Consider the following 22,311-nt stretch of genomic DNA (forward strand, 5'->3'; position numbering starts at 1 on the left):
CATCGTTTTTGTAAGCAACCAATATTATTGGGTGATACTTTTGACAGTGCTGATCCTATTACTGCAATTCTGGCACAATCATTTCACCACCGCCATTCCATCACCGCTACTCCATGACTATAAGCACCTTGAAATGGCAGATAAAATAATACCTTGTTTGTTGCTCTGAGCCAATCAATCAGACAATATAGTCAGTTAAATTTGGCTCTTGTTTGCACAGTCGGCACCAATCTACCATCGGCATCCTGACTTCTATACCCACTTGACCGTCTTCTTCCATCCATTCACGTTCAATAGATTGAAGCTGGTAGAAACGGCTACGCAAGCGGCCCGCTTCTGGTGGAAGATGCAATTCATAGTGTGCGATTTCACCTGAAAGGCGTTCAGTCAATGCTTGCAGTAATAATGGAACACCTTCGCCTGTCTGTGCAGATAACCAGACTCTGATAGGCCGATTTTCCTCATCACGGTCAATGCGAGGAACAAAATCTTCCAACATATCGATTTTATTCATCACCAGCAGAGAAGGAATTTCATTTGATTCTATCTCTTCCAGGACACTGTCAACAGCGATAATGTTTTCATCCAGACGATTATCAGCCGCATCAACAACATGCAGTAACAATTTTGCCTGTCGAGTTTCTTGCAAGGTAGCCTTAAAAGCTGCCACCAAATCATGGGGTAAATGACGGATAAAACCTACTGTATCCGCCAAGACAACGGTGCCGACATCATTGACATCTATGCGGCGCAGCGTCGGATCGAGGGTGGCAAAAAGCTGATCAGCAGCATAAACTTCGGCTGACGTTATTTTATTGAATAAACTTGATTTTCCCGCGTTGGTATAGCCGACAAGGGAAACCGTTGGAATATCGGCTTTATTACGTGCCTGACGCCCCTGTTCACGCTGTTTTTCAACTTTGCTGAGGCGCCCTAAAATCTGTTTGATTTTATCACGCAACATACGACGATCACTTTCCAGCTGGGTTTCTCCGGGACCGCGCAGACCAATTCCACCTTTTTGGCGTTCAAGGTGAGTCCAGCCCCGTATCAAGCGGGTAGACAGGTGACGTAACTGTGCCAGTTCAACTTGCAGTTTGCCTTCGTGTGTTCTTGCCCGCTGAGCAAAAATATCCAAGATCACCCCAGTGCGATCAACAACACGACATTGGCACAAGCGTTCAAGATTGCGTTCTTGAGCAGGGCTGAGGGTATGGTTAAACAGCACCACATCTGCGCCACTGCTTTTGACAGCATCGGCAATTTCCTCTGCCTTGCCCTCACCGACAAAATATTTCGGATGAGGCGCCTTCCGGCTTCCCGTTACAATCTGCACAGGAGAAACACCTGCGGAAGTCACCAATGATTCGAATTCACTGAGATTTTCCGTATCTTTTTCCTGTGAGAAGAAAACATGCACCAGAACGGCTAATTCTCCGCCTTCATAACGATCAAACAACGGTGCAACCCCTCAGGCTGAGTAAAAATCCATAGGAAAAAACATAGGTAAAGTCTCCCTACCTATGTTTTTATTTACGTCAGTTGCAGCCACTGATTTACTCAGTGACATCACTTTCCTGTTGTGCTGCCGGGTTAGTGCCAGCATGATAATTCCCAACACCAGTTGTCGCATTCTGGTTGCTACCATGATGAGACACAGGACGGGAAGGTACAACAGTAGAGATGGCGTGTTTATAAACCATCTGACTGACCGTATTTTTCAGTAAAATGACAAATTGATCAAAAGATTCAATCTGCCCCTGTAATTTGATGCCGTTGACCAAATAAATAGAAACCGGGACCCTTTCACGCCGCAAAGCATTCAGGAATGGATCTTGCAAAGATTGCCCCTTAGCCATTCTATGTTTTCCTTATTTTGTTGTTTTAACTAAGAACCGTTCGGTTCGAAAAAGTAACTACTCAAAAATGACACTTTGTACTGATCAATTGTACACAATCAATGAATTTATGTACTAGTAACCTGTATGACCGTATTTAGTGCTTGTTTAGGTTGATCACTATTCAACCAAGTCACATTGTCCCAGCTCCTGAGCCACGTGATCTGACGTTTCGCCAGTTGGCGTGTCGCACAGATACCACGATAAACCATCTCATCATGAGATATTTCGCCTGCGAGGTAAGACCACATCTGACGATAACCAACACAACGAATGCAGGGTAAATCTGTATGCAAATCGCTACGAGCATAAAGTGCTTTCACTTCATCTTCAAACCCTGATTTGATCATTTGTTCAAAACGGGCGGCAATACGCTGATGCAAAATTTCACGACTTGCAGGAGCGATCGCAAATTGATGAACGCGATAAGGCAATATTTCTCCAGACGTTTCAGTCAATTCAGTTAGAGTTTTACCCGAAATTCGAAAAACTTCCAGTGCACGAGTAAGACGTTGTGGATCATTGGGATGAATCCTTGCCGCTGCAACCGGATCAATCTCCCGTAATTGCTGATGCAAAGCCTCCCATCCCAGTTCCTCGGCCTGCTGCTCTATCTGCGCTCTGATTTCAGGATTTGCAGAAGGTAATGGAGATAATCCTTCCAGTAATGCTTTGAAATATAGCATGGTTCCGCCCACCAGGAGTGGAATTCTCCCCGCCGCCGTAATAGCTGCCATTTCTTTCAAGGCATCACGGCGAAAATCGGCAGCGGAATAAGTCTCAGCAGGATCGAGAATATCAATCAAATGATGAGGAGCCAGTGCTTGTTCTTCTGCGGAAGGTTTGGCTGTCCCAATATCCATGCCACGATAAATCAACGCAGAATCGACACTGACTAATTCAACCGGAAGATGTTGACGCAAAGCGATCGATAACGCTGTTTTTCCTGAAGCCGTTGGTCCCATAACGAAAATGGCTGTCGGCAAATGTTGAGTTTTTAAATCACTCATGATTAAGAAGTGCCACCACTGCTTGTAAATCAATTAACTGTAATAATCCTGCTGGCGGCGATCCCACCAGCTGAGGACAAAGACGCTCGACATCAGCCAAAAGCTGGACAGCTTGTGCGATGTTCCACATTTCATGTTCGCTACCCACATGACGGGAGAGCCAACTTGCAACCTGCCCGGCAGAAGCTGCTGGCTGTTCCCCGAGATAGCCCAACAGTTCCGGCAAAAGTTTCGGCAGGTTCTGTTGACGCAAAGGCAACGATACCGCATGAATGGTTACTTTTCCATGCGCGACTGTAGATTCAATGCCAAAAGTCTTTAATAGCTCACTATTCTGCTTCAAGACGCTCATTTCTGCCTGATTGAGAGCAAGCTTCAACGGAATCAGCAATGGCTGGGATTTAAGCCCCTGTTCCCCCGGTGTCAATTGCGCCTGCTTCAACCAGCGTTCTGCAACCGACAGAGAGAGCAACCCAATTCCCAGCGTAGATTCAAGAAAAGCATAACAGCCGGCATAGATACTCAGTACCTTTCCAAAGCTATAGTGACACCCCAAACTGGCACCGCTGTTTTTTCCCTGACTCATGTGCACTGATTTGGCAGGAACCGTTGTTTTATCAAATATTGATGAACTCGGTGCCGGAGCAATTTTTTCTGATGCAACAGGGATCGTTTTGCCCGATGCAGCTCCTCTTTCGGGAAACAAAGGGCGCCTTTCTTCCGGTGCACACTGAATCAATTTCTGGTACAGCTCTCCCTGTTTTTTCTGATAGGTTTCCCCATAATGCAATTGCTGTGTCTCACGACCAGATGACGGCTGTTTTTCTGATCCCCGCGGCTTGATATTGTCATTAGCATGAGGTGTAGAGGAGGCCGAATCTGCTGGCGCAATACTCTTCCTGAGAAAATGATTTTCTCCGGCAGAAAGGCGATTCTCCGGCACCCAGTTTTCAGCCGCCTCCTGACAACCAAGAGCCAATTCATCTCCCTTGCTTCGCTGTTTCAATACCGCAGCCACACCTTGATAAATAAAATCGTGCACCAAACGGGCCTGATGGAAACGTACTTCATGTTTCGCAGGATGCACATTCACATCGACCTGATGCGGATCTATCTCAAGATACAGAACATAAGCGGGATGTTGCTCACCCTGAATCAAGTCTTGATAAGCTTGACGAATCGCATGGTTAATAAGCCGATCCCGCATCATGCGCCCATTGACATAGCAATATTGGATATCACTCCCCGTTGCGGCACTCATGGGATCAACAACCCAGCCCTTAATAGACAAAGAATCATGTTGCCATGACAACGCCAAAGCCTGCTGTACAAACGCCGTACCACAAATTGCAGCCAAGCGCCGTTCATGCTGGGATTCTTCTTTCGCTGGACGATACTGACGCACTAACTTTCCGTTGTGATTTAGGCTGATGGCGATATCCAACCGCGCCAGTGCAATTCGACGCACCACTTCATCGATATGGCCGAACTCCGTTTTTTCCGTTCTGAGGAATTTCCGACGGGCAGGCGTGTTATAAAACAGATCCAACACTTCAACCGTTGTTCCCACAGGATGGGCAGCAGGTTTAACCGTGACTTCCATATCCCGGCCTTCCGCATAAGATTGCCATGCTTCTGTCTGGCTTTCAGGACGGGAAGTTAACGTCAGCCGAGAGACAGAACTGATACTGGCTAGCGCCTCCCCTCGAAATCCCATACTAACAATTGCTTCCAAATCATCCAATGAAGCAATCTTACTGGTGGCATGGCGTGCCAGTGCCAATGTGAGATCCTGCTGACTAATACCACAACCGTTATCGCGGATTCGGATCAACTTTGCACCACCGCGTTCAATATCAATATCAATGCGGGTAGCACCAGCATCAAGGCTATTTTCCACCAATTCTTTCACTACAGATGCAGGGCGTTCAACCACTTCACCAGCAGCAATCTGGTTTGCCAATTGTGGGGGTAATATCTTGATAGCCATATTCGACCTTCATTTACGATTTATTGCCTGCTTAGATAGGCATATATGAGTTACTTCGGCGCTGTCTGTAACGGATTGGCCAGAAAATAGTGATGCAATCCCAAATGAATCGCTTGTGCCAATTTTTCCTGATACTGATCGGAACCCAACAATTTTTCTTCAGACAGATTACTGATAAAGCCTGTTTCCACTAAAATAGACGGAATATCCGGTGAACGCAAAACACCAAGGCTTGCATGTTCAGGCATTCGTTTATGCAGAGAACCCATTCTGGTTAGCTGAGTTAATACCTGTACAGCAACATCATAACCGACCCGCTGGGAATGACCGAATTGCAAATCCAGCACCGCCTGACTCAGAAAAGGATCTGTCCCATTGGCAAGGACATTTCCCGCGCCACCCAGCAATTCCGATTGTTTTTCATGTTTCTCCAGCCAACTTCCCAATTCACTGTTTGCACGACGATTAGATAGCACCCACACAGAAGCACCTTTCGCACTGTGATTAGGGGCAGCATCAGCATGAATCGATACCAGCATATTGGCCTTATGCTTACGCGCAACTTCGGAACGTCCGGCTACTGAAATAAAATAATCACCGTTCCGGGTCAATACAGGCTTAAACATAGGATCATTGCGTAAAAGAGTCTCCAGTTTACGTGCAACACTAATAGTTACATTTTTTTCCTTCAACCCTTTTTGCCCAATCGCACCGGGATCTTGCCCTCCATGTCCGGCATCAATGGCAATAACAATCGGGCGTATACCTTTTCCTTGCTTAGTTTTGGCGACCTGTTTTTTCAACCCCTGACTATGATGATTCGATACTGGCTTGGTATCTGGTTTCGTTAATTTAGCACCGAAAGTTAGCGATTGCTTACTTTCATCCTGAGCTGCATTATTACTGAATACAGCGGTTTTATTCACTGCGCCATTAGATTTCAGGGTAATCACCACCTGATATTGACCAGACATGTTTTTCACCACTGAGGTAGACGCAGATTTATCCGCCAGCTCCAGTACCAATCTCTGATGATGAGCATCAGGGGGCTGGCTGGAACGTACCAGTTTTACCAAATTCTGACCGGACAAACGCATCGGCAATCCAGTAATTTTACTAGTTTGACGAATATCCACTACCAACCGCTCAGGAGAATACAGGGAAAAAAATCGATAGTCAGGGTTCCCACCAGAGAATTTCAACGTTACTGTCGCTTCAGATGGGCTATTAACCACATGAATATCAGATAACGTTGCTGCTGCGGCTGTCGTCATGGCTAATTGGTTCAACATGACAAACAAGGCACAAACCATCACCCAATGGGCACGCCATTTTTTGCTTATATTCACGCTTATATTCACAAAAAGGGCATTCACGAAAAAGGCATTCAGCATGGTCGGGTATTCCTTCAACAGGACTTCAAATTATCCAACAAACTTTCACCATAATCAGATAATGCGACAAAACGCGCCTGTCGCCCTTCACTGTCATAACTTAAATACAATTCAATATCGGCATCAGGTAAAACACCCATGCCTTGTTGAGGCCATTCCACCAAGCAAATAGAATCCTGATGAAAATAGTCACGAATCCCCATAAACTCTAATTCTTCGGGGTCAGCCAGACGGTAAAGGTCAAAATGATAAACAGGCCGTGGTTGCAAGGCGTAAGGCTCGACCAACGTATATGTCGGGCTTTTTACATGTCCTTGATGACCAAGAGCCTGTAGGAAACCACGACTGAATGTAGTTTTTCCGGCACCAAGATCGCCATATAAATAAATAACATAGCCGCGATTGCTGATTGCTGCCACTGCATTGCCTAATGCAACCGTGGCATTTTCATTTGGAAGTGATAAAACGAGTTCTTTCATCGAAAAATATCTATTTTATTTATTGAGTAAGAGTCAAAATAATAGGCTTATCAGTTAAATATCCAGCCAATCACCATAACATAACCCGGATACAGGTATTTAACATCTTCTGCCCTGCTATAACGCTACATGCCGCATTTTTGTATTCAATCCACACTGTGTTAAGCTACATTTCCTCTTGCGGCAGTAAATTGTATTCCATGGCAATCCCTCTCGATCTGAATCTTCTGGCAGTAAATATCAAACAATGGGGACTCTCCCTTGGTTTCCAGCAAGTCGGTATCTGTGACACTGATTTATCGACAGAAGAACCAAAACTACAGGAATGGCTTGATAAACAATACCACGGCGAAATGGACTGGATGGCCCGTCACGGCATGATGCGCGCCCGCCCTCATGAATTGTTGCCCGGGACTTTACGAGTTATCAGCGTACGCATGAATTATCTGCCCGCTAAAGCGGCTTTTGCCAGCACACTTAATAATCCACAAATGGGTTATGTTAGCCGATATTCGCTGGGCAGAGATTATCATAAACTGCTGCGCCAACGCCTAAAAAAACTGGGTGATCAGATTCAAAGCTATTGTAGCGCTCATGAATATCAGGGGACTCTGAATTTTCGCCCCTTTGTCGATTCTGCCCCGATTATGGAGCGACCACTGGCGGCTAAAGCCGGGCTAGGATGGGTTGGTAAACACTCACTTATATTAAATCGGGAATCGGGTTCTTGGTTTTTCCTTGGGGAACTGCTGATTAACCTTCCCCTGCCTGTCGATGCTCCCCAAGAAGAACAGTGTGGGCGTTGTGTAGCCTGCATGACCACCTGCCCGACGGGCGCTATTGTTGAACCCTACACCATTGATGCCCGACGCTGCATTTCTTACCTGACCATTGAACTAGAAGGTGTGATACCGGAAGAATTCCGTCCACTAATGGGCAACCGGATTTATGGCTGTGATGATTGCCAGCTGATTTGTCCCTGGAACCGTTTTTCACAGCTAACTGATGAAGCTGACTTTAGCCCTCGCACAGTCCTGCATACTCCTGAATTACTCGATCTGTTTAATTGGAGTGAAGAGAAGTTCCTGCGTATTACGGAAGGTTCGGCAATCCGCCGGATTGGTTATTTACGCTGGTTACGCAATATTTCCGTTGCTTTAGGTAACTCACCTTATCAAGATGACATTGTGTTAGCGTTGGGAAAAAGAATCGGCTTGAGTGATGTTTTGGATGAACATATCCACTGGGCTATCGACCAACAAATGGCCCGCCGCAATGCTAACGTAATTGAAGTTCAAACTTCACAACAAAAACGTCTGATACGGGCAATTACCAAAGGCCTTCCTCGGGATGCTTAACAATTAATCATCCTAATATCTTATTAAAAAAAGCATCTATTTCCTTGTGAATAAAATAAAAATGCTTTTCTGTTCAACAGACAAAATGTGAATAAATATTAATCAATATATTTTTAAGTCAGGTTAATTATTTTAAATAATCAAGAAGTTAAGAAAAGACTATTACTTAGAATAATAAAGCAAAAAATTCAAATATAGAAAGACGCCCTGTGGATAACTCTGTGTAACAAGTTAAGCATCATCAGGTAACCCAATACGGCAATAATCTTCAATACTGTGGATAAAAAACAAGAATTGAATTCTAGTAGAAAAAACCAGAAATCAGCAGGAAAATAAAAAATATACATCCACTTCAGGAAGTAGTGGAGAAATTTTCCTCTGCCTCTTCAAAAATGAGGCGGCATTATGGACTTGTTGCGGAAGGATAGCAAGGGCTTTATCGACAATTTATTTTGGATTATTTGGGGTGGATTCTTTTGGGTAAGACGTGCGGGTAAAAAGTGCCAACGTCAGCATACTGGCACTCTTCCGCTACCGGGACAACTGCAATGATAGTGAGATAAAAACCCGCTTAGAACGTTTTAATCTTTTCAACCAACTCTTTAGATGCCCCCCAGTCATATTGATTGTAAAGACGTCCCAGTGTCTGATACTCAGCACCCGCATAAAACAGTTCATATTGATGATGCCTTGAAGCAAACTCAGATCCTATTACATCCCATACCAATTTCATCATCCTGACCCTTTCGATTGGGGAAACAACTGAAGAATACTGAGCTTTCTCAATGATGCCTAAAATCTCATTATTTTCTAAATCTGCTTCGCTTGATGGCAGCATCAAAACACCTCCACCAGCTAATTTCCTTATCGTTTCCAGTACCTTTGGATATATTGATTGCGAGATAACACGATACGCATCAAGCTGCATTTTATCCGGCAAATAGAACCCGTTATGCACTGTTGGGCAATGGAGTACACTATTGAACAGCGCCTCAACATTCATTGCATAACAGGCCAACTGTGCAAGGGATTCTTTAACTGCGGGGAGCTGTGCAACGCCGTTTACCTCAACCATGGATTGAGCCAAGCCCGCCAGAAAATGTAATTTCACCGCATAACGAGCCAAGCTTTGGATATCCATCATCGCTTCTGACGCCGTTAAACCCAGCTGGTTAACAACCATCTCAATGTCTTCGAAGACAAAAACTCTTTCCCAAGGCACCAGTACATCATCAAAATAGATCATGGAATCAGTTTCATCGAATTGAGACGATATCGGATAATCCTTGGGATTTACCCCGAATTCGTAAGATTTCCTTGAAATGATTTTGATACCTTTCGTATTGAGCGGCAGAGCAAACGAGAGCGCATATCGTTCATCAATACCCTGCTTAAGTGGCCTGTGTGAACCAACCAAAACTTCATCTGCCAGAACAGCCCCTGTTGCCAGCATTTTGGTGCCTCTGACAATCATGCCCCTGGCACTCTTTTCCACCACACCAAGCGTGTGATAAATATTCTTCGTGTGCTCACCAGGTGTTTTTGAACGATCGCCTTGTGGATTAATCAGTGCATAAGCTAAATAAAGATCGTTTTCACTCACATAGGAAAAATAATTTCGCAAAGCATCAGCACGTTCTTGGGAGTAAGATTCAAACAGCTCAATATGCGTTATCATTCCTGTCAGTGCCGAAGCGACATAATCGGGGCTTCTTCCCAGCCATCCCATTGTCTGCTTAGCCCATTCATAGGCGGCATGACCACGGGCAATTAACTTTTCCGGTGCAGACGGCAATTGCCAGTACAGACTAAGTTGATTACCTGTTTCTGTCTCAAAAGTCATACTATCGGCATGGGAAATTTTATAATCATATAAACTTGCAACCGACCTGATAGCGTTCTTAAACGCAGGATGATCCACATGATTTGTGATTTTCTCTCCATTAATAAAAATGGTTCGTCCGTCACGCAGATCATCCAAATATTTTTCTCCGGTTCTTATCATCTTTTCCTTACTCCTGTCGCCAGTTACGATTTTTAAAGGCCAAGAAAAGAGGCCTTTTAATCAGCACTATTGATTAATATACAAAGATAATTGCCCTTATTTAGAACGGGTATAACAACAATACTTATGTTGAATATGACAAAGAGTGAGAACCGATTAATTAGACTGTCATTATTCTACAGACGCAGATTCTCAGTGAAGTTCATGGAGAACATTATCTTCCCAGTGCTAACAAAAATTTTATTTTTCAAAGCACTGAAATATATTCCTGTGGATCTACCTGAAAAGCGATATCAAATTTCTGTGCTATCGTGATAGCTAATAACAAGTCAGTTAGTTTAATCGAAGGAAGTGATAGTTTAAATCCGATTTATTACAATTCAAAATGCTCCAATGTAATTCCAAGCACAATAATATAGGAAAAGTGCCAACATCACCCGCCAGCACTTTTATCCTCACAAATAAAGTGAAAAAAACAAAAAATAAGACTAGGGTTCCTTGATACTTTTAATTAATGCTTTCGAAAATTTCCAATCATAACGATCATAAAAACGATTAAGAGTGGCAAAATGCGAACCAGAATAAAACATTTCATATTGCAGGTGTCTTGACGCAAACTCTGAACCAACCGAATCCCAAACCAGTTTCATCAGCCTGACTTTTTCCACCGGGGAAAGAATAGATGAATACTGCGTTTTCTCAACCACACTTAAGATTTCATCATTCAGCAAATCCTCTTCACTGGATGGCAACATAATGACGCCACCGCCGGCCAAATCTCGTATAGTATTAATCACTTTGGGGTAAATAGATTGCGCAATAACCTGACTGGCATAAAGCTGAGTTTGATCAGGAAGATAAAATCCGTTATGCACATTTGGATTATGAATCAGACTCCTAAAAAGCCCTTCAATATTCATTGCATAGCAAGCAAGTTCAGCAAGAGATCCTCTCACGGCAGGATATTTATCGACTCCATTGGCTTCAGTCATCGCTTGAGCTAATCCCGCAAGAAAATGCAATTTCACTGCGTACCGGGCCATGCTTTGGGTATCCATCAGCATTTCTGCGCCCGTTGAATGAAATTGCCTGCGGCACATCTCAATATTTTCAAGGAGAAAGACTCGCTCCCAAGGCACAAATACATCATCAAAATAGAGAACCGAATCATTCTCATCGAACTGACACGATAACGGATAATCTTTAGGGTTTACACCCAGCCCATAAGATCGCCGTGAAATGATCTTGATGCCTTTTGTATTTAACGGCATAGCAAAAGACAAAGCATAGCGCTCATCAACGCCAGGTTTGAGAGGATTATGCACACCAATCAGGACTTCATCAGCCAATGGCGCTCCTGTTGCAAGCATTTTTGAGCCTCTGACAATAATTCCCTGTGCATTCTTTTCCACCAACCCCAGAGTATGATAGATATTTTGGGAATGTTCACCGGGTGTCTTTGAACGATCACCCTGTGGATTCACTAGAGCATGAGTCAGGTATAAATCTTTCTCACTCACATGGGCAAAGTAATTTCTCAAAGCATCCGCACGCTCTTGTGAATAGGATTCAAATACATCAATGTGAGTCATCATCCCAACCAACGCAGACGAAACATGATCAGGACTCCTGCCTATCCAGCCAGCTCCCTGCATAGCCCAATCATAGGCAATTTGGCCTCGCTCTATTAGCTTCTGGGCTGTTGTCGGAAACTCCCAATACCGCCCTATTCGATTACCCGATTCTGTTAGGAAAGTCATTTCCTCAAAATTATCTTTCTGGTAATCGTATAGACCAGCAACCGTTCTAATCGCATTTTTAAATGCAGGGTGATCCACATGATGAGTAATCTTTTCTCCGTTTATAAAAATAGTGCGTCCATCACGAAGATCCTCAATATATTGCTCTCCAGTTCTTATCATCTTTTCTACACTCCTTCAGCCATATGACTCATTTAAAGATCAAGAAAAGAAATTTTTCTATTTAGTACTGAACGCCCAACATACAAAGATAATTGTTCCCACTGAGACCCGACATGACCACGATACATTTGTGCATCATTAAAATATTGAAGAAGGTGAGATCCTTTTAATGCTGCCGATGAGCCAGCACTCCGGAAAAGCGTTTCAATACTTTCACTGGCTAAACGACCAGCTTGTTGCAATTGCCCCCACAAACGTAAGTTCTCATCTACCGTCATAGGCAATCGATGCTGTTCCCAACGCTGGCAAAATAAAGCGTACTTATCGAATACATTAAATAAGATAGCCTCTGCTGAATCCGAAAGTAATGTTGCCAAGCCTAATGCACGAACAAAAAATATTTCATTGATATCGCCCGGTTTTTCATATTTTCTGAACTCTTCAAGTGCCGCTTTACTCGCCCCGATAATAGGAACAAGCAGATTAGCGTGGTAAGGGGCCATCAAATAACCCAGGTACATAGGGTTATGGTGTATTTTTGTTCCTTCAGTACCATTACCAACATTTTGATCTGCATAAAATGCCCGAAAAGGAGCAGTCATTCTCTCTGGTACAAACACTGAATTCAGCCTAATACTATTGGAGCCACTTGCCCACATACCTAATGTCCTGTGTTCTCCCCAATCATTCAATATTTCAAAATCCCGCTTAGGAATAATGCAATTCATCGAATATTGATTAGATTGTTTCGAGCCACAAATAACAGTGAGAATTGCGTGGGTTGCATAAGTGATACCACTACAGTAGGGAAAAACACCATCAACAATATATCCTTGATTTGCCCTTTTGCATGTCCCTGCCGGAAATGCCTTATGCGCCGCAATAAACTGCTCATTGCCATTAAAAAGTTCATCCTGAACAGATTCAGGCCAATGTGACGCAATTAAGAAAACGTGTGAAGCCCCGAGAGCCAAATTCCAACCAAGGGAAGGATGGCCTTCTGATATTGCCAGCATGATTCGATAATATTCAGAAAAAGAAAATTCAAAGCCACCATATTTTTTAGGTTGTAATAAACGGTAAAAACCCTGTTTCAGGAACAACTCATGCAGTTCCTGAGAATATGTCCCTAATTTATTATGTTCGTCTTGTTTTTCTCTCAGTAATTCCCGCATATTTAAAGCTATTTGATGAAAATGGAGAGCAGATGTTGGTATAACATCACTGTTTTCTCTCAATGCAGCATACATTGTATTTTGCATTTTTGGCTCCTCATCAACGTTCAATTTCCCTGAAACGGGCGGTAAATTGTCTCAATATTTGAGGTTCATATTCAAATTCAAGAGGTTTTAACATGTCAGCTTTTTTAACGACATCAATCAGTGAATCCGCAACATAACTCATATGATTATCAGTATAAGTCCGGCGTGGAATGGTTAATCTCATTAATTCAAATAATGAAGGTTCCTGTTGTCCGGTAATGGGATCTCTTCCCATCATTAATGAACCTATTTCGGTTGCTCTGACTCCGCTTTCTAAATACAGGGCATTACAAAGAACCTGAGCAGGAAAATTTTCCGATTTAATATCAGGAAATATTTTACGTGCATCAACAAATACAGCATGTCCTCCAACAGGGGTTTGGATAGGAACCCCCGCTTGTTGTAATTTATGACCCAGATATTCAACCTGAGCTATTCGGCTGCGTAAATGATCTTCATCCAATGCTTCTTGCAACCCAATAGCCATTGCTGCCATATCCCGTCCCGCTAACCCTCCGTATGTTACGAATCCTTCCATCGGGACACACCTTAGCTGCGCTTGCCTAAACAAAGATTCATTATTACGAAAACAACATAATCCACCAATATTCACCATACCATCTTTCTTTGCAGACATAGTAAATATATCTGCCTCACTAAATATTAGTTTAACTATATTGGATATGGTTTCGTGAAAAAACTCACTATCTCTTTGCTTAATGAAATAGGCATTTTCTGCAAATCTTGCAGCATCAATAATAACAGGAATTCCAGAATCACGAGCTATTCTTGCAGCCGATCGAATATTTTCCATAGAAACTGGTTGCCCACCCACACTATTACATGTAATTGTAATAATAATGGCGGCAATATTCTTCTGGTTATATTTAATTTCATTGGATAATTCATTTAAATCAAAATTACCTTTCCAGTCATCCACAATTTCTGTTTTTAAAGCAGAAGCACAAATGAAATTATTAGCCCTGGCTCCTGCCATCTCTATGTGAGCTTTTGTCGTATCAAAATGGTGATTGGATAAAAATACAGGCTCAGAAGCCCCTTTTTCTTTTGCTAATTCCACAAGTAATGGAAATAATATTTGTTCTGCTCCCCTGCCTTGATGTACAGGGATTGTATATTGGAAACCAAATATCTCTTCAACGGCCTGTGATAACTGGTAATAACTCTTACTACCTGCATAAGATTCATCACCTAAAAACATACCTGCCCATTGTCTATCACTCATAGCCCCTGTGCCACTATCGGTGATAAGATCAATAAATACCTCTTCCGATTTTAAAATAAATGGATTTAACCCTGCTGCTATCAGTGCGTTTTTACGTTGAGCTTTAGTTATCATTTTTATTGGCTCAACCATTTTAATACGCCAAGGCTCTGGCACAGATCTCGACATAACTGTTGCCCTCAAATAATAATTATTGTTGTTAAAATACTATTGATGCATTAAGTATGATTTCAGAACTGCAATTTGTTCATCATTAAGACCGATTCTTTTATTGTTATTCAACATATTTTTTATAGTATTCAAACCACGATCACCATATTTATGGATATATTCTTTGATATACTCTATTGAGTCTGAAAGAAATGCTATATCAAATTCTAACATTTCTCTGACAACTAATAATGGTACCGGTGAACGTAAAGGATAAAAGTTTGAATTCCGTAACCCTCTTTTTTCGCAAGAACTAAAAAACTCGCCCAGCATTAATCCCTCATGTAAAAACATGGGTTTCATTTCATAATGCAAACGAGCAATATCTTCTTCCGAATAAATATCATCCCATATGCTAACAATAGTCTTAAATTGAGTCTCTTCACCAGTACGAGGTTCTTGCTCATGGAATAGATAAGAAAGACTAATAATATCCTGCTTGATTTCTTCTTCTGTTCTACCTTTAGTTTTTATTTCAGTAAGCCAAAATGTTTCTTTTTTCATAGAGGTAGGAGAATAAGGGCAAACAACGCCAGATCTTCCTAATTCAGGATGTGGATTACATAAATAATCAACACACCATTGAGCTATCACCTTCAATGCACTTGTATTTAATTCATAAGACGATAACACATCTGATAACGGAATAAGTTTTGGAGCACAATATGGTTTATTTACTAATAGAGTTGGATTTGTATTCATGATAACACCCCCAGCCAAATTTTTATCAAACGTTTTATTTTTATAAAAATTTTGTTACATCCACACTAATTAGAATGTACAGCTATTCGATCATTTCTCAAAGTCACAAAACAAATAGCAGCTGCAAATAATGTTATTCCCATCAGAGTATAAATTAGGATACTGAAAGAACCACTATAAATGCTCATTAGCTCCTGTGTTGATAAACTACTGAATAATCCTTTGGCACTCTCAAAGTTCCCTGTTGTCAGATTATTCGCCGCAGTCGAAATTACGCTTGAAGATTGTTGGGAAACCTGTCCCAACCCCATATGCAGAAGGAAATTCAACATTGCCAATCCTCCCGCTACACATATCGCTTCACCACAAGCCCGCATGGTAGTGAAAATACCCGTCGCCATTCCCGCCCGTTCAATCGGAACGACCCGGATTGACAGATCATCCATTAATCCCCAAGGAAAACCCGTACCAACACCAATGAGAAGCAATGGGAGCATTAACATTGTCGGTTCGGTTCCAACGGGCATATTTGCTAACCATGCCAGACCAATCGCTGCGCATAATAAGCCCATGCAAGAAAGTATCGGTGATGAAATCCAACGGGTCAGTAATGCCGCCAGAAAAGGAACAAAAAGCATTGGGGCCGATAGAGCAATCATCATCTCACCTGCCTCAATTGCGCTGTAACCTTCAATCCCAATCAGACGAATCGGAAACAATATCAGTAATACAATAAAGCAAACTGCGGTTGCCAAAGGTAAAAACTGCACTCCAACAAATTTTTTGAACCGGAAAAGGGAGATATCCAACATTGGGCGCGCATGGGTTAGCTCACATACAATGAAAATAGCCAACATAATTACTGCGGTACTGAGCAGTAATATAACAGGGAGACTACCTATGCCACTCTGTGGAATCTGCATGATGCCAAATGTTAGCAATACCAGAAATGCCGTAAAACTCAGTAGCCCTTTAATATCAAGTTTAGCTGCATCGGGATCACGCGAGTCCCGCATATAAAGACCACCGATTATCAGTGCAACTCCACCAAATACAGCCCCCAATAGAAAAACAGAACGCCAGCCCAAAGTCTCGACTAAAACTCCTGAGATTACAGGCCCGAATGCCAATCCGGCACCGAAGGCCGTTCCCAGCAAACCAAACGCCTTGGTTCTTGCCCTTCCTTCAAACTCTTGCGCCAGAGAAGCATTTCCTCCCGCCATAGTTAAAGCTGCAAAAAACCCTTGAACACCACGCACTAGATCAAGAAAGACCACATTGTTAGCGATACTGACGACGACAGAGAATAGAGTAAAGCCTGCTATGCCGATCACAAACATCTTCTTGCGCCCATACTGATCAGCCAACGCCCCGGCCGCCATCACGGCACTACCAAAACTTAAGGCAAAAGCATTAATGACCCAGGACAACGCAATTCCGCTACCTCCCAGTTCAGCTTGGATCGCAGGTAAAGCGACGGCGGGGCCTGTATATTCCAAAGGTAAGATCAGCCCTGCCATGCAAACAGCCGCTAAAACCCAATAGCGACTCCATGATTTCTTCTCCACCATCTGCATGCCATGTTCTCCGCAATATGTCTCAGGCAACCTTTTAAAGAAATGCCTCTAGATAGTATGATTTTACTTATGTAATATCGGCAATAATATTGCTAGATACTCAAATATAAATTGCGGAAATAGCATGAATTATGATCTGACACTCTGGCATCTCTTTTTTCGTATTGTCGAGAGAGGAAGCCTGACAAAAGCAGCAAAAGACTTGCGATTAGACCCATCTGTTGCCAGTCGACGTTTGGCAGCCCTTGAACATCAGCTAAAAGTTCAATTGATTAACCGTTCAACTCGAAAACTCAGCCTAACGACGGCCGGAACTATGGCATATGAGCAGATGCGCCCCTTATTGAATGAAATGGATGGCATATTGAGTGATATCAGCAATAAATCATTAGCTGGTAAAATCAAAATAACGGCGCCAGTCAATTTAGGGGAACGCTATGTCACGCAGTGGCTGACGCTTTTTCAGCATCAACATCCCGATATTATATTTGACTTAGTGCTTTCAGATAAATGTATGGATCTCCGGCATGAAGGTATTGATCTTGCTATACGTATCGGAAAATTACCCTCTTCTTCTTTGGTTGCCAAAAAATTAGGTGATATGGTCGGAGTATTATGCGCCAGCCCTGAATACCTGCAAAAACACGGTACTCCGGCGCATCCACAAGACCTGAGCCATCATAAGTCGATTATTTATTCGCTCTATCAAAATTCCCATCCTACCCGCCTGCTATTTCACCGCGATCATGTGACAGAACAGGTGGAGTTATCCGGCAATTTTTACCTGAATAATGCTGGAGCCATTTATCAAGCTGTCTGCCTCGGAGCGGGAATTAACGCAGGCCCTGCCTGGCTGTTCAAGGAAGACATTCTCAGCGGAAAATTAGTCAGACTGTTACCTGACTGGCAATTTCCAGAATTACCTGTCCACTTGGTAAGAATAAAAAGCCACTATGTTCCTAGCAAGATATCGGCATTAATGGATTGGCTCGTGCTGTGTTGGAAAGAAATAGAGGAACAGGTATGACGCTGGTTTAAGTCTTGAAGAAAATGAGTCTTGAAGGAAATTTCTGAAGTAAATGGAGTTTTGGATTTCATGAACTGGAGCGGGAAACGAGACTCGAACTCGCGACCCCAACCTTGGCAAGGTTGTGCTCTACCAACTGAGCTATTCCCGCGTCGCTGACGGCTAATCTTAGCCTGAGATATTCTGAATGTTGATTACAAAATGCTTGTTAACCGCATGAATAACAAGACAATTATTTTAGCCTACATATCAGGAATGCGCGCTATTATGAACATGTTCAGATAAGATGGCAAGCCCTTTACTTGCATCTCCGCACTAAACGCTCAAAAGATATTCTCTCCATACTGATACAAAAAACACACACGTGCTTCCAACAGCAATCTAGAATAGACCGACATCACAAAAAACAACATTAAGTAAACAAATAACTAACATCTAATAAGATTTATGCTTGTCGTAAGTATTTTAGGGAAATAGATTAGCATCAATTTTGATTAAAAATTAGATAATTATTCTCTTCAGAGAGGGTCAAAAACATGGCTCGATATTATCAATCTAAATTTGTCACAGGCACTGAAGCTCTGGCTGACCTTCTGCTCACTCAAGCTGAGCTGGATGAACTTAACAATCTCAACACAGCAGGTTTTGTTTCAGGCTATCGAGGCTCTCCTCTGGCCCGTTTAGACCAAGTATTATGGCAACACAGTAAAGAACTTATTCGGGCCAATATTCGCTTTCAACCTGCGATCAACGAAGATCTCGCGGCAGATGCACTGGTAGGCACGCAAAAAGTAGAATCCGACCCCGACAGACAAGTTAATGGTGTCTTCGGAATGTGGTATGGCAAAGGGCCGGGGGTCGATCGTTCTGGTGATGCCCTAAGACATGGCAATGCCTATGGTTCCTCACCACACGGCGGGGTATTGGTGATTCTCGGGGATGACCACGGTTGTGTCTCCTCCTCGATGTCCCACCAGTCTGACCTCAGTTTAATGGCGTGGAGTATGCCTATACTGCATCCGGCATCGGTTGCCGATTACCTTGATGTCGGCTTATGGGGCTGGGCTGCATCACGCATAAGTGGTGCATGGATAGGATTTAAGGCAATCAGTGAAGTCGTAGAAAGTGGTGCAGTCAGAGAAAGCAAGCCACTCCCTGATTATAAAATTCCCCAAGTCGATCCCGGCCCTGATGGGCTACACTGGCGTTGGCCTGATCTCCCCGGCCTACAACTAGAGAAACGCTTGGCCTACAAACTTAAAGCTATTGAAGATTTTGCCAAACTTAACCCTATCGACTTCCTTCTTGCCCCCTGCGAACGCCCGCAAGCCCTATTGGTCACGGTTGGCAAAGCCCACCAAGATGTCATGGAAGTTTTGCGGGTCGGAGGCCTAACTCCTTCCGAACTGGCACAACAAGGCATTGCTTTGCTTCATGTCCGTCTGGTTTATCCTTTATCCCCGCTTCTCATTGAGCTAGCGGCACAAACCACCGATATTTTTGTCATTGAAGAAAAAATGGCTGTCGTCGAAATGTTGCTCGCCCATCATTTGGTTAATTTACAAAAAAATGTCAGATTAATAGGTAAGTATAACCATTTTGGCCAAAAACTGTTGCCCGCAGATGTTGAATTACGCCCTTCCCGAGTAGCGGCTCCGTTGGCCGGATGGTTACAGCAGTTTAATCTATTTCTCTCCATTCCTCTGGAATGGTCGTCTGCCATCACTCCGCACGATATGTCTTTACCAAAACGCACGCCTTATTTCTGCGCAGGGTGTCCCCATAGCACTTCAACCCGCTTGCCAGAAGGAAGCCAAGCCCAAATTGGTATTGGGTGTCATGTCATGGCAGCCTGGATGGATCGTAATACGGGAAGCGGTCTCCTGCCGATGGGGGGAGAAGGTATTGACTGGATGGGGCATTCTCCTTTTGTTAACCGTTCGCATGTATTTCAGAATATAGGCGATGGCACCTATTTTCATTCCGGTCATTTAGCCATTCGCCAATCAGTAGCCGCCGGCATCCACATTACTTATAAATTACTGTTTAATGATGCCGTGGCAATGACGGGTGGACAACCTCTGGATGGAAGCATCAGCATACCGCAAATTGTTTCCTTGATGCTTGCTGAAGGAGTGAAGGAAGTCGCAGTCGTAACAAATGAGCTTAATAAATATAAAGGAAAAAATATCTTTCCTGCCCAAGTGAAACTTTATGGGCGGGATTATCTTGAAGATGTGCAGAAGCGCTTTAGAGAGATCATTGGCGTAACAGTGATTATCTATGATCAAACCTGTGCTACAGAACTGCGCCGCAAAAGAAAACGTGGTCTGGAACCAAAAGCAGTACGCCGTGCCGTCATTAACGAATTGGTTTGTGAGGGATGTGGTGACTGCCAGATACAATCGAATTGCCTTGCCGTCATTCCAGTCAAAACATCTTTAGGGACTAAGCGCGAGATAGATCAGCATATTTGCAACTCAGACTTGTCTTGTCTGAAAGGGTTTTGTCCCAGTTTTATCACTGTCGAAAATGCTAATCCACGCTCTGACCTCAGCAAAATCATTTCACAGGCAGATTTAGATAAAATTATTCCCACATTACCACTGCCGACACTCGCTAGTGCGGAAAAACCTTATGAAATTCTGCTGGTTGGTATCGGTGGTACAGGAATCGTTACCGCCGGGCATCTACTTGCAAACGCCGCTCAGTTAGATAATTGTGCCGTCAGTTTACTGAATTTTACCGGCTTTGCTCAAAAAGGAGGAGAAGCCATCACTCATGTCCGATTGAGTCGTGATGCGAATAAACTACACCAGGTCAGAATTGATCGGGGACGCGCCAATTTGGTTATTGCGGCTGATTTAGTTGCCGCAACAGGGCAGAACTCACTGGAAGTAATGTCAAGAGGTTCAACAAAATGCATACTGAATACTCATGAAACTCAAATCGGTACAATGCTTCGGACTCCTATGTTGGATTTGGATCAGCCCAAAATGCTAAATACCCTTAACCAACACATCCAAACATTACGTTCCATTGATGCGGAGATGATGGCAACCCACCTAGTGGGAGACAGGGATCAAATAAATATCATCTTAATCGGTTATGCCTGGCAGCTAGGCAAACTCCCATTCGCGTTATCTTCTATCGACAGAGCGATTCAAGAATTGGGGCACTTAGCTAATAATGCCCGGCGGGCTTTCCATATAGGCCGCATCGCTGCGGAAAATCCAGATATCTTGTTGAATAATATTAATATTTATCCTTCAGAAAACATACCAAGTCTAGACGACCTCATTATGAACCGATATCAATTGCTGGTTGATTATCAAAATGAACGCTATGCCATGCGTTATCTCAGCCGCATAGCTCAGGTTCAAATGGTCGCCCAGCAGATTAATGCAGAAGAGATTACTAAATCCATTGCTGAAAACTTATTCAAGCTGATGGCATATAAGGATGAGTATGAAGTTGCCCGCCTCTATGTCAAAACAGGTTTTTTCGATAAACTCCGCTCAAAGTTTGATAATGTAGACAATATTCGTTTTCACCTCAGCCTTCCTCTTTTAAGCCGTAAAGATCCGCGAACAGGGCAACGTGGAAAACGAGAGTATGGCTCATGGATCATTCCTTTATTCCGCTTTTTAGCCGCATGTAAACCACTTCGCGGTACTGTTTTCGATCTTTTTGGCTATCAAGAAGAGCGTAAGCAGGAAAGGAATTTACTGCTTGAATATGAACGACTGATTGATTTTCTGATTGAAAAAATGGATCGCAATAATTTGGCAATCTGTCAGCAGCTCGCGGAACTCCCCAATCAGGTGCGGGGTTTTGGTCATGTGAAGCAAAAAGCGATACAACGCATGTTGGTAAGTAAAGAAGAGTTGCTGAAAGCATTATAAAAACGACTGATAATCTATTGGTTGATAACGAAAAAAGCGCCTTTCGGCGCTTTTTTCTATGACTTGCAGACTTCAATAAAATCTACCGTCCTGAATTTGGAGCGGGAAACGAGACTCGAACTCGCGACCCCAACCTTGGCAAGGTTGTGCTCTACCAACTGAGCTATTCCCGCATCATTGATGGCTGCTACCAGCCTTAACTGTCCCTATATCAGAAATTTTATTATAATCACTTTAACCCGTTGATTAACAATATTTTTATATAACAGGACTTCAAGATGGGCGCTATTATGGCTTTGTTTGGTAACCATGGCAAGTACTTTGCG

15 protein-coding genes and 2 tRNA genes are annotated in these 22,311 nt (G+C 43.1%); 3 read left to right on the plus strand and 14 right to left on the minus strand.

The features are described 5' to 3' along the window. Positions 1–178 precede the first annotated feature (178 nt). The 6 genes from hflX to tsaE all read right to left on the minus strand — a co-directional run bounded on the left by hflX (position 179) and on the right by tsaE (position 6,771). Positions 179–1,459 carry a ribosome rescue GTPase HflX gene (gene hflX, locus AC5JQI_RS17675; RefSeq protein WP_323854960.1) on the minus strand — a complete coding sequence of 427 codons (1,281 nt, stop codon included), beginning with the start codon at positions 1,457–1,459 and terminating at the stop codon, positions 179–181. Positions 1,460–1,556: 97 nt separating this feature from the next. Beyond that, entirely contained in the window at positions 1,557–1,859 is a 303-nt protein-coding gene (gene hfq / locus AC5JQI_RS17680; RefSeq protein ID WP_237385577.1) for an RNA chaperone Hfq, read from the minus strand. A 107-nt stretch (positions 1,860–1,966) separates the two neighbouring features. After that, complete coding sequence (miaA, locus tag AC5JQI_RS17685) at positions 1,967–2,908, minus strand: tRNA (adenosine(37)-N6)-dimethylallyltransferase MiaA (RefSeq protein ID WP_493913114.1); 942 nt, start codon at positions 2,906–2,908, stop codon at positions 1,967–1,969. Then, positions 2,901–4,898: a DNA mismatch repair endonuclease MutL gene (gene mutL / locus AC5JQI_RS17690; RefSeq protein ID WP_493913115.1), complete on the minus strand. Its 1,998-nt coding sequence runs from the start codon at positions 4,896–4,898 to the stop codon at positions 2,901–2,903. Before mutL ends, miaA begins: the two co-directional genes overlap by 8 nt. Before the next feature lie 50 nt (positions 4,899–4,948). Continuing rightward, positions 4,949–6,292 carry an N-acetylmuramoyl-L-alanine amidase AmiB gene (gene amiB / locus AC5JQI_RS17695; protein WP_493913116.1) on the minus strand — a complete coding sequence of 448 codons (1,344 nt, stop codon included), beginning with the start codon at positions 6,290–6,292 and terminating at the stop codon, positions 4,949–4,951. A gap of 14 nt (positions 6,293–6,306) precedes the next feature. Further along, positions 6,307–6,771, minus strand: a complete 465-nt coding sequence (tsaE, locus tag AC5JQI_RS17700; RefSeq protein ID WP_493913117.1) for a tRNA (adenosine(37)-N6)-threonylcarbamoyltransferase complex ATPase subunit type 1 TsaE — start codon at positions 6,769–6,771, stop codon at positions 6,307–6,309. 200 nt (positions 6,772–6,971) lie between these two features. On the opposite strand from tsaE, the gene queG reads away from it, so the two are divergent. After that, a complete protein-coding gene (queG, locus tag AC5JQI_RS17705; protein ID WP_493913118.1) occupies positions 6,972–8,129 on the plus strand; it encodes a tRNA epoxyqueuosine(34) reductase QueG in 1,158 nt (385 codons plus the stop codon). Positions 8,130–8,700: 571 nt separating this feature from the next. Here queG and AC5JQI_RS17710 read toward each other — a convergent pair. The 6 genes from AC5JQI_RS17710 to AC5JQI_RS17735 all read right to left on the minus strand — a co-directional run bounded on the left by AC5JQI_RS17710 (position 8,701) and on the right by AC5JQI_RS17735 (position 17,053). Then, a complete protein-coding gene (locus AC5JQI_RS17710; RefSeq protein WP_493913119.1) occupies positions 8,701–10,134 on the minus strand; it encodes a 4-hydroxyphenylacetate 3-hydroxylase family protein in 1,434 nt (477 codons plus the stop codon). A 488-nt stretch (positions 10,135–10,622) separates the two neighbouring features. Beyond that, on the minus strand, positions 10,623–12,056 hold the full coding sequence (locus AC5JQI_RS17715) for a 4-hydroxyphenylacetate 3-hydroxylase family protein (protein WP_493913120.1): 1,434 nt from the start codon (positions 12,054–12,056) through the stop codon (positions 10,623–10,625). 32 nt (positions 12,057–12,088) lie between these two features. Then, positions 12,089–13,318 carry an acyl-CoA dehydrogenase family protein gene (locus AC5JQI_RS17720; protein ID WP_493913121.1) on the minus strand — a complete coding sequence of 410 codons (1,230 nt, stop codon included), beginning with the start codon at positions 13,316–13,318 and terminating at the stop codon, positions 12,089–12,091. A gap of 13 nt (positions 13,319–13,331) precedes the next feature. Beyond that, positions 13,332–14,732 carry a tryptophanase gene (locus AC5JQI_RS17725; protein WP_493913122.1) on the minus strand — a complete coding sequence of 467 codons (1,401 nt, stop codon included), beginning with the start codon at positions 14,730–14,732 and terminating at the stop codon, positions 13,332–13,334. 39 nt (positions 14,733–14,771) lie between these two features. After that, on the minus strand, positions 14,772–15,476 hold the full coding sequence (locus AC5JQI_RS17730; protein ID WP_493913123.1) for a DUF6875 domain-containing protein: 705 nt from the start codon (positions 15,474–15,476) through the stop codon (positions 14,772–14,774). Between the two features lie 65 nt (positions 15,477–15,541). Beyond that, positions 15,542–17,053 (minus strand): MFS transporter, encoded by a 1,512-nt coding sequence (locus AC5JQI_RS17735; RefSeq protein WP_493913124.1) that lies wholly within the window; start codon positions 17,051–17,053, stop codon positions 15,542–15,544. Between the two features lie 124 nt (positions 17,054–17,177). Here AC5JQI_RS17735 and AC5JQI_RS17740 point away from each other — a divergent pair, with 124 nt between their 5' ends. After that, positions 17,178–18,080 carry a LysR family transcriptional regulator gene (locus AC5JQI_RS17740; RefSeq protein WP_493913125.1) on the plus strand — a complete coding sequence of 301 codons (903 nt, stop codon included), beginning with the start codon at positions 17,178–17,180 and terminating at the stop codon, positions 18,078–18,080. Positions 18,081–18,155: 75 nt separating this feature from the next. On the opposite strand, the gene AC5JQI_RS17745 is transcribed toward AC5JQI_RS17740, so the two are convergent. Continuing rightward, positions 18,156–18,231 (minus strand) — tRNA-Gly (locus tag AC5JQI_RS17745). Between the two features lie 385 nt (positions 18,232–18,616). Here AC5JQI_RS17745 and AC5JQI_RS17750 point away from each other — a divergent pair. Next, complete coding sequence (locus AC5JQI_RS17750) at positions 18,617–21,985, plus strand: indolepyruvate ferredoxin oxidoreductase family protein (protein WP_493913126.1); 3,369 nt, start codon at positions 18,617–18,619, stop codon at positions 21,983–21,985. Positions 21,986–22,082: 97 nt separating this feature from the next. Here the strand turns inward: AC5JQI_RS17750 and AC5JQI_RS17755 are convergent. After that, positions 22,083–22,158 (minus strand) — tRNA-Gly (locus AC5JQI_RS17755). Positions 22,159–22,311: the final 153 nt, after the last annotated feature.

It is taken from the genome of Xenorhabdus sp. XBWT, assembly GCF_059072735.1.

Coding starts and splice junctions, on each gene's coding strand:
- hfq (WP_237385577.1), bottom strand. CDS start 1,859: ATGGCTAAGGGGCAATCTTTGCAAGATCCATTCCTGAATGCTTTGCGG.
- miaA (WP_493913114.1), bottom strand. CDS start 2,908: ATGAGTGATTTAAAAACTCAACATTTGCCGACAGCCATTTTCGTTATG.
- mutL (WP_493913115.1), bottom strand. CDS start 4,898: ATGGCTATCAAGATATTACCCCCACAATTGGCAAACCAGATTGCTGCT.
- amiB (WP_493913116.1), bottom strand. CDS start 6,292: ATGCTGAATGCCTTTTTCGTGAATGCCCTTTTTGTGAATATAAGCGTG.
- tsaE (WP_493913117.1), bottom strand. CDS start 6,771: ATGAAAGAACTCGTTTTATCACTTCCAAATGAAAATGCCACGGTTGCA.
- queG (WP_493913118.1), top strand. CDS start 6,972: ATGGCAATCCCTCTCGATCTGAATCTTCTGGCAGTAAATATCAAACAA.
- AC5JQI_RS17710 (WP_493913119.1), bottom strand. CDS start 10,134: ATGATAAGAACCGGAGAAAAATATTTGGATGATCTGCGTGACGGACGA.
- AC5JQI_RS17715 (WP_493913120.1), bottom strand. CDS start 12,056: ATGATAAGAACTGGAGAGCAATATATTGAGGATCTTCGTGATGGACGC.
- AC5JQI_RS17720 (WP_493913121.1), bottom strand. CDS start 13,318: ATGCAAAATACAATGTATGCTGCATTGAGAGAAAACAGTGATGTTATA.
- AC5JQI_RS17725 (WP_493913122.1), bottom strand. CDS start 14,732: ATGTCGAGATCTGTGCCAGAGCCTTGGCGTATTAAAATGGTTGAGCCA.
- AC5JQI_RS17730 (WP_493913123.1), bottom strand. CDS start 15,476: ATGAATACAAATCCAACTCTATTAGTAAATAAACCATATTGTGCTCCA.
- AC5JQI_RS17735 (WP_493913124.1), bottom strand. CDS start 17,053: ATGCAGATGGTGGAGAAGAAATCATGGAGTCGCTATTGGGTTTTAGCG.
- AC5JQI_RS17740 (WP_493913125.1), top strand. CDS start 17,178: ATGAATTATGATCTGACACTCTGGCATCTCTTTTTTCGTATTGTCGAG.
- AC5JQI_RS17750 (WP_493913126.1), top strand. CDS start 18,617: ATGGCTCGATATTATCAATCTAAATTTGTCACAGGCACTGAAGCTCTG.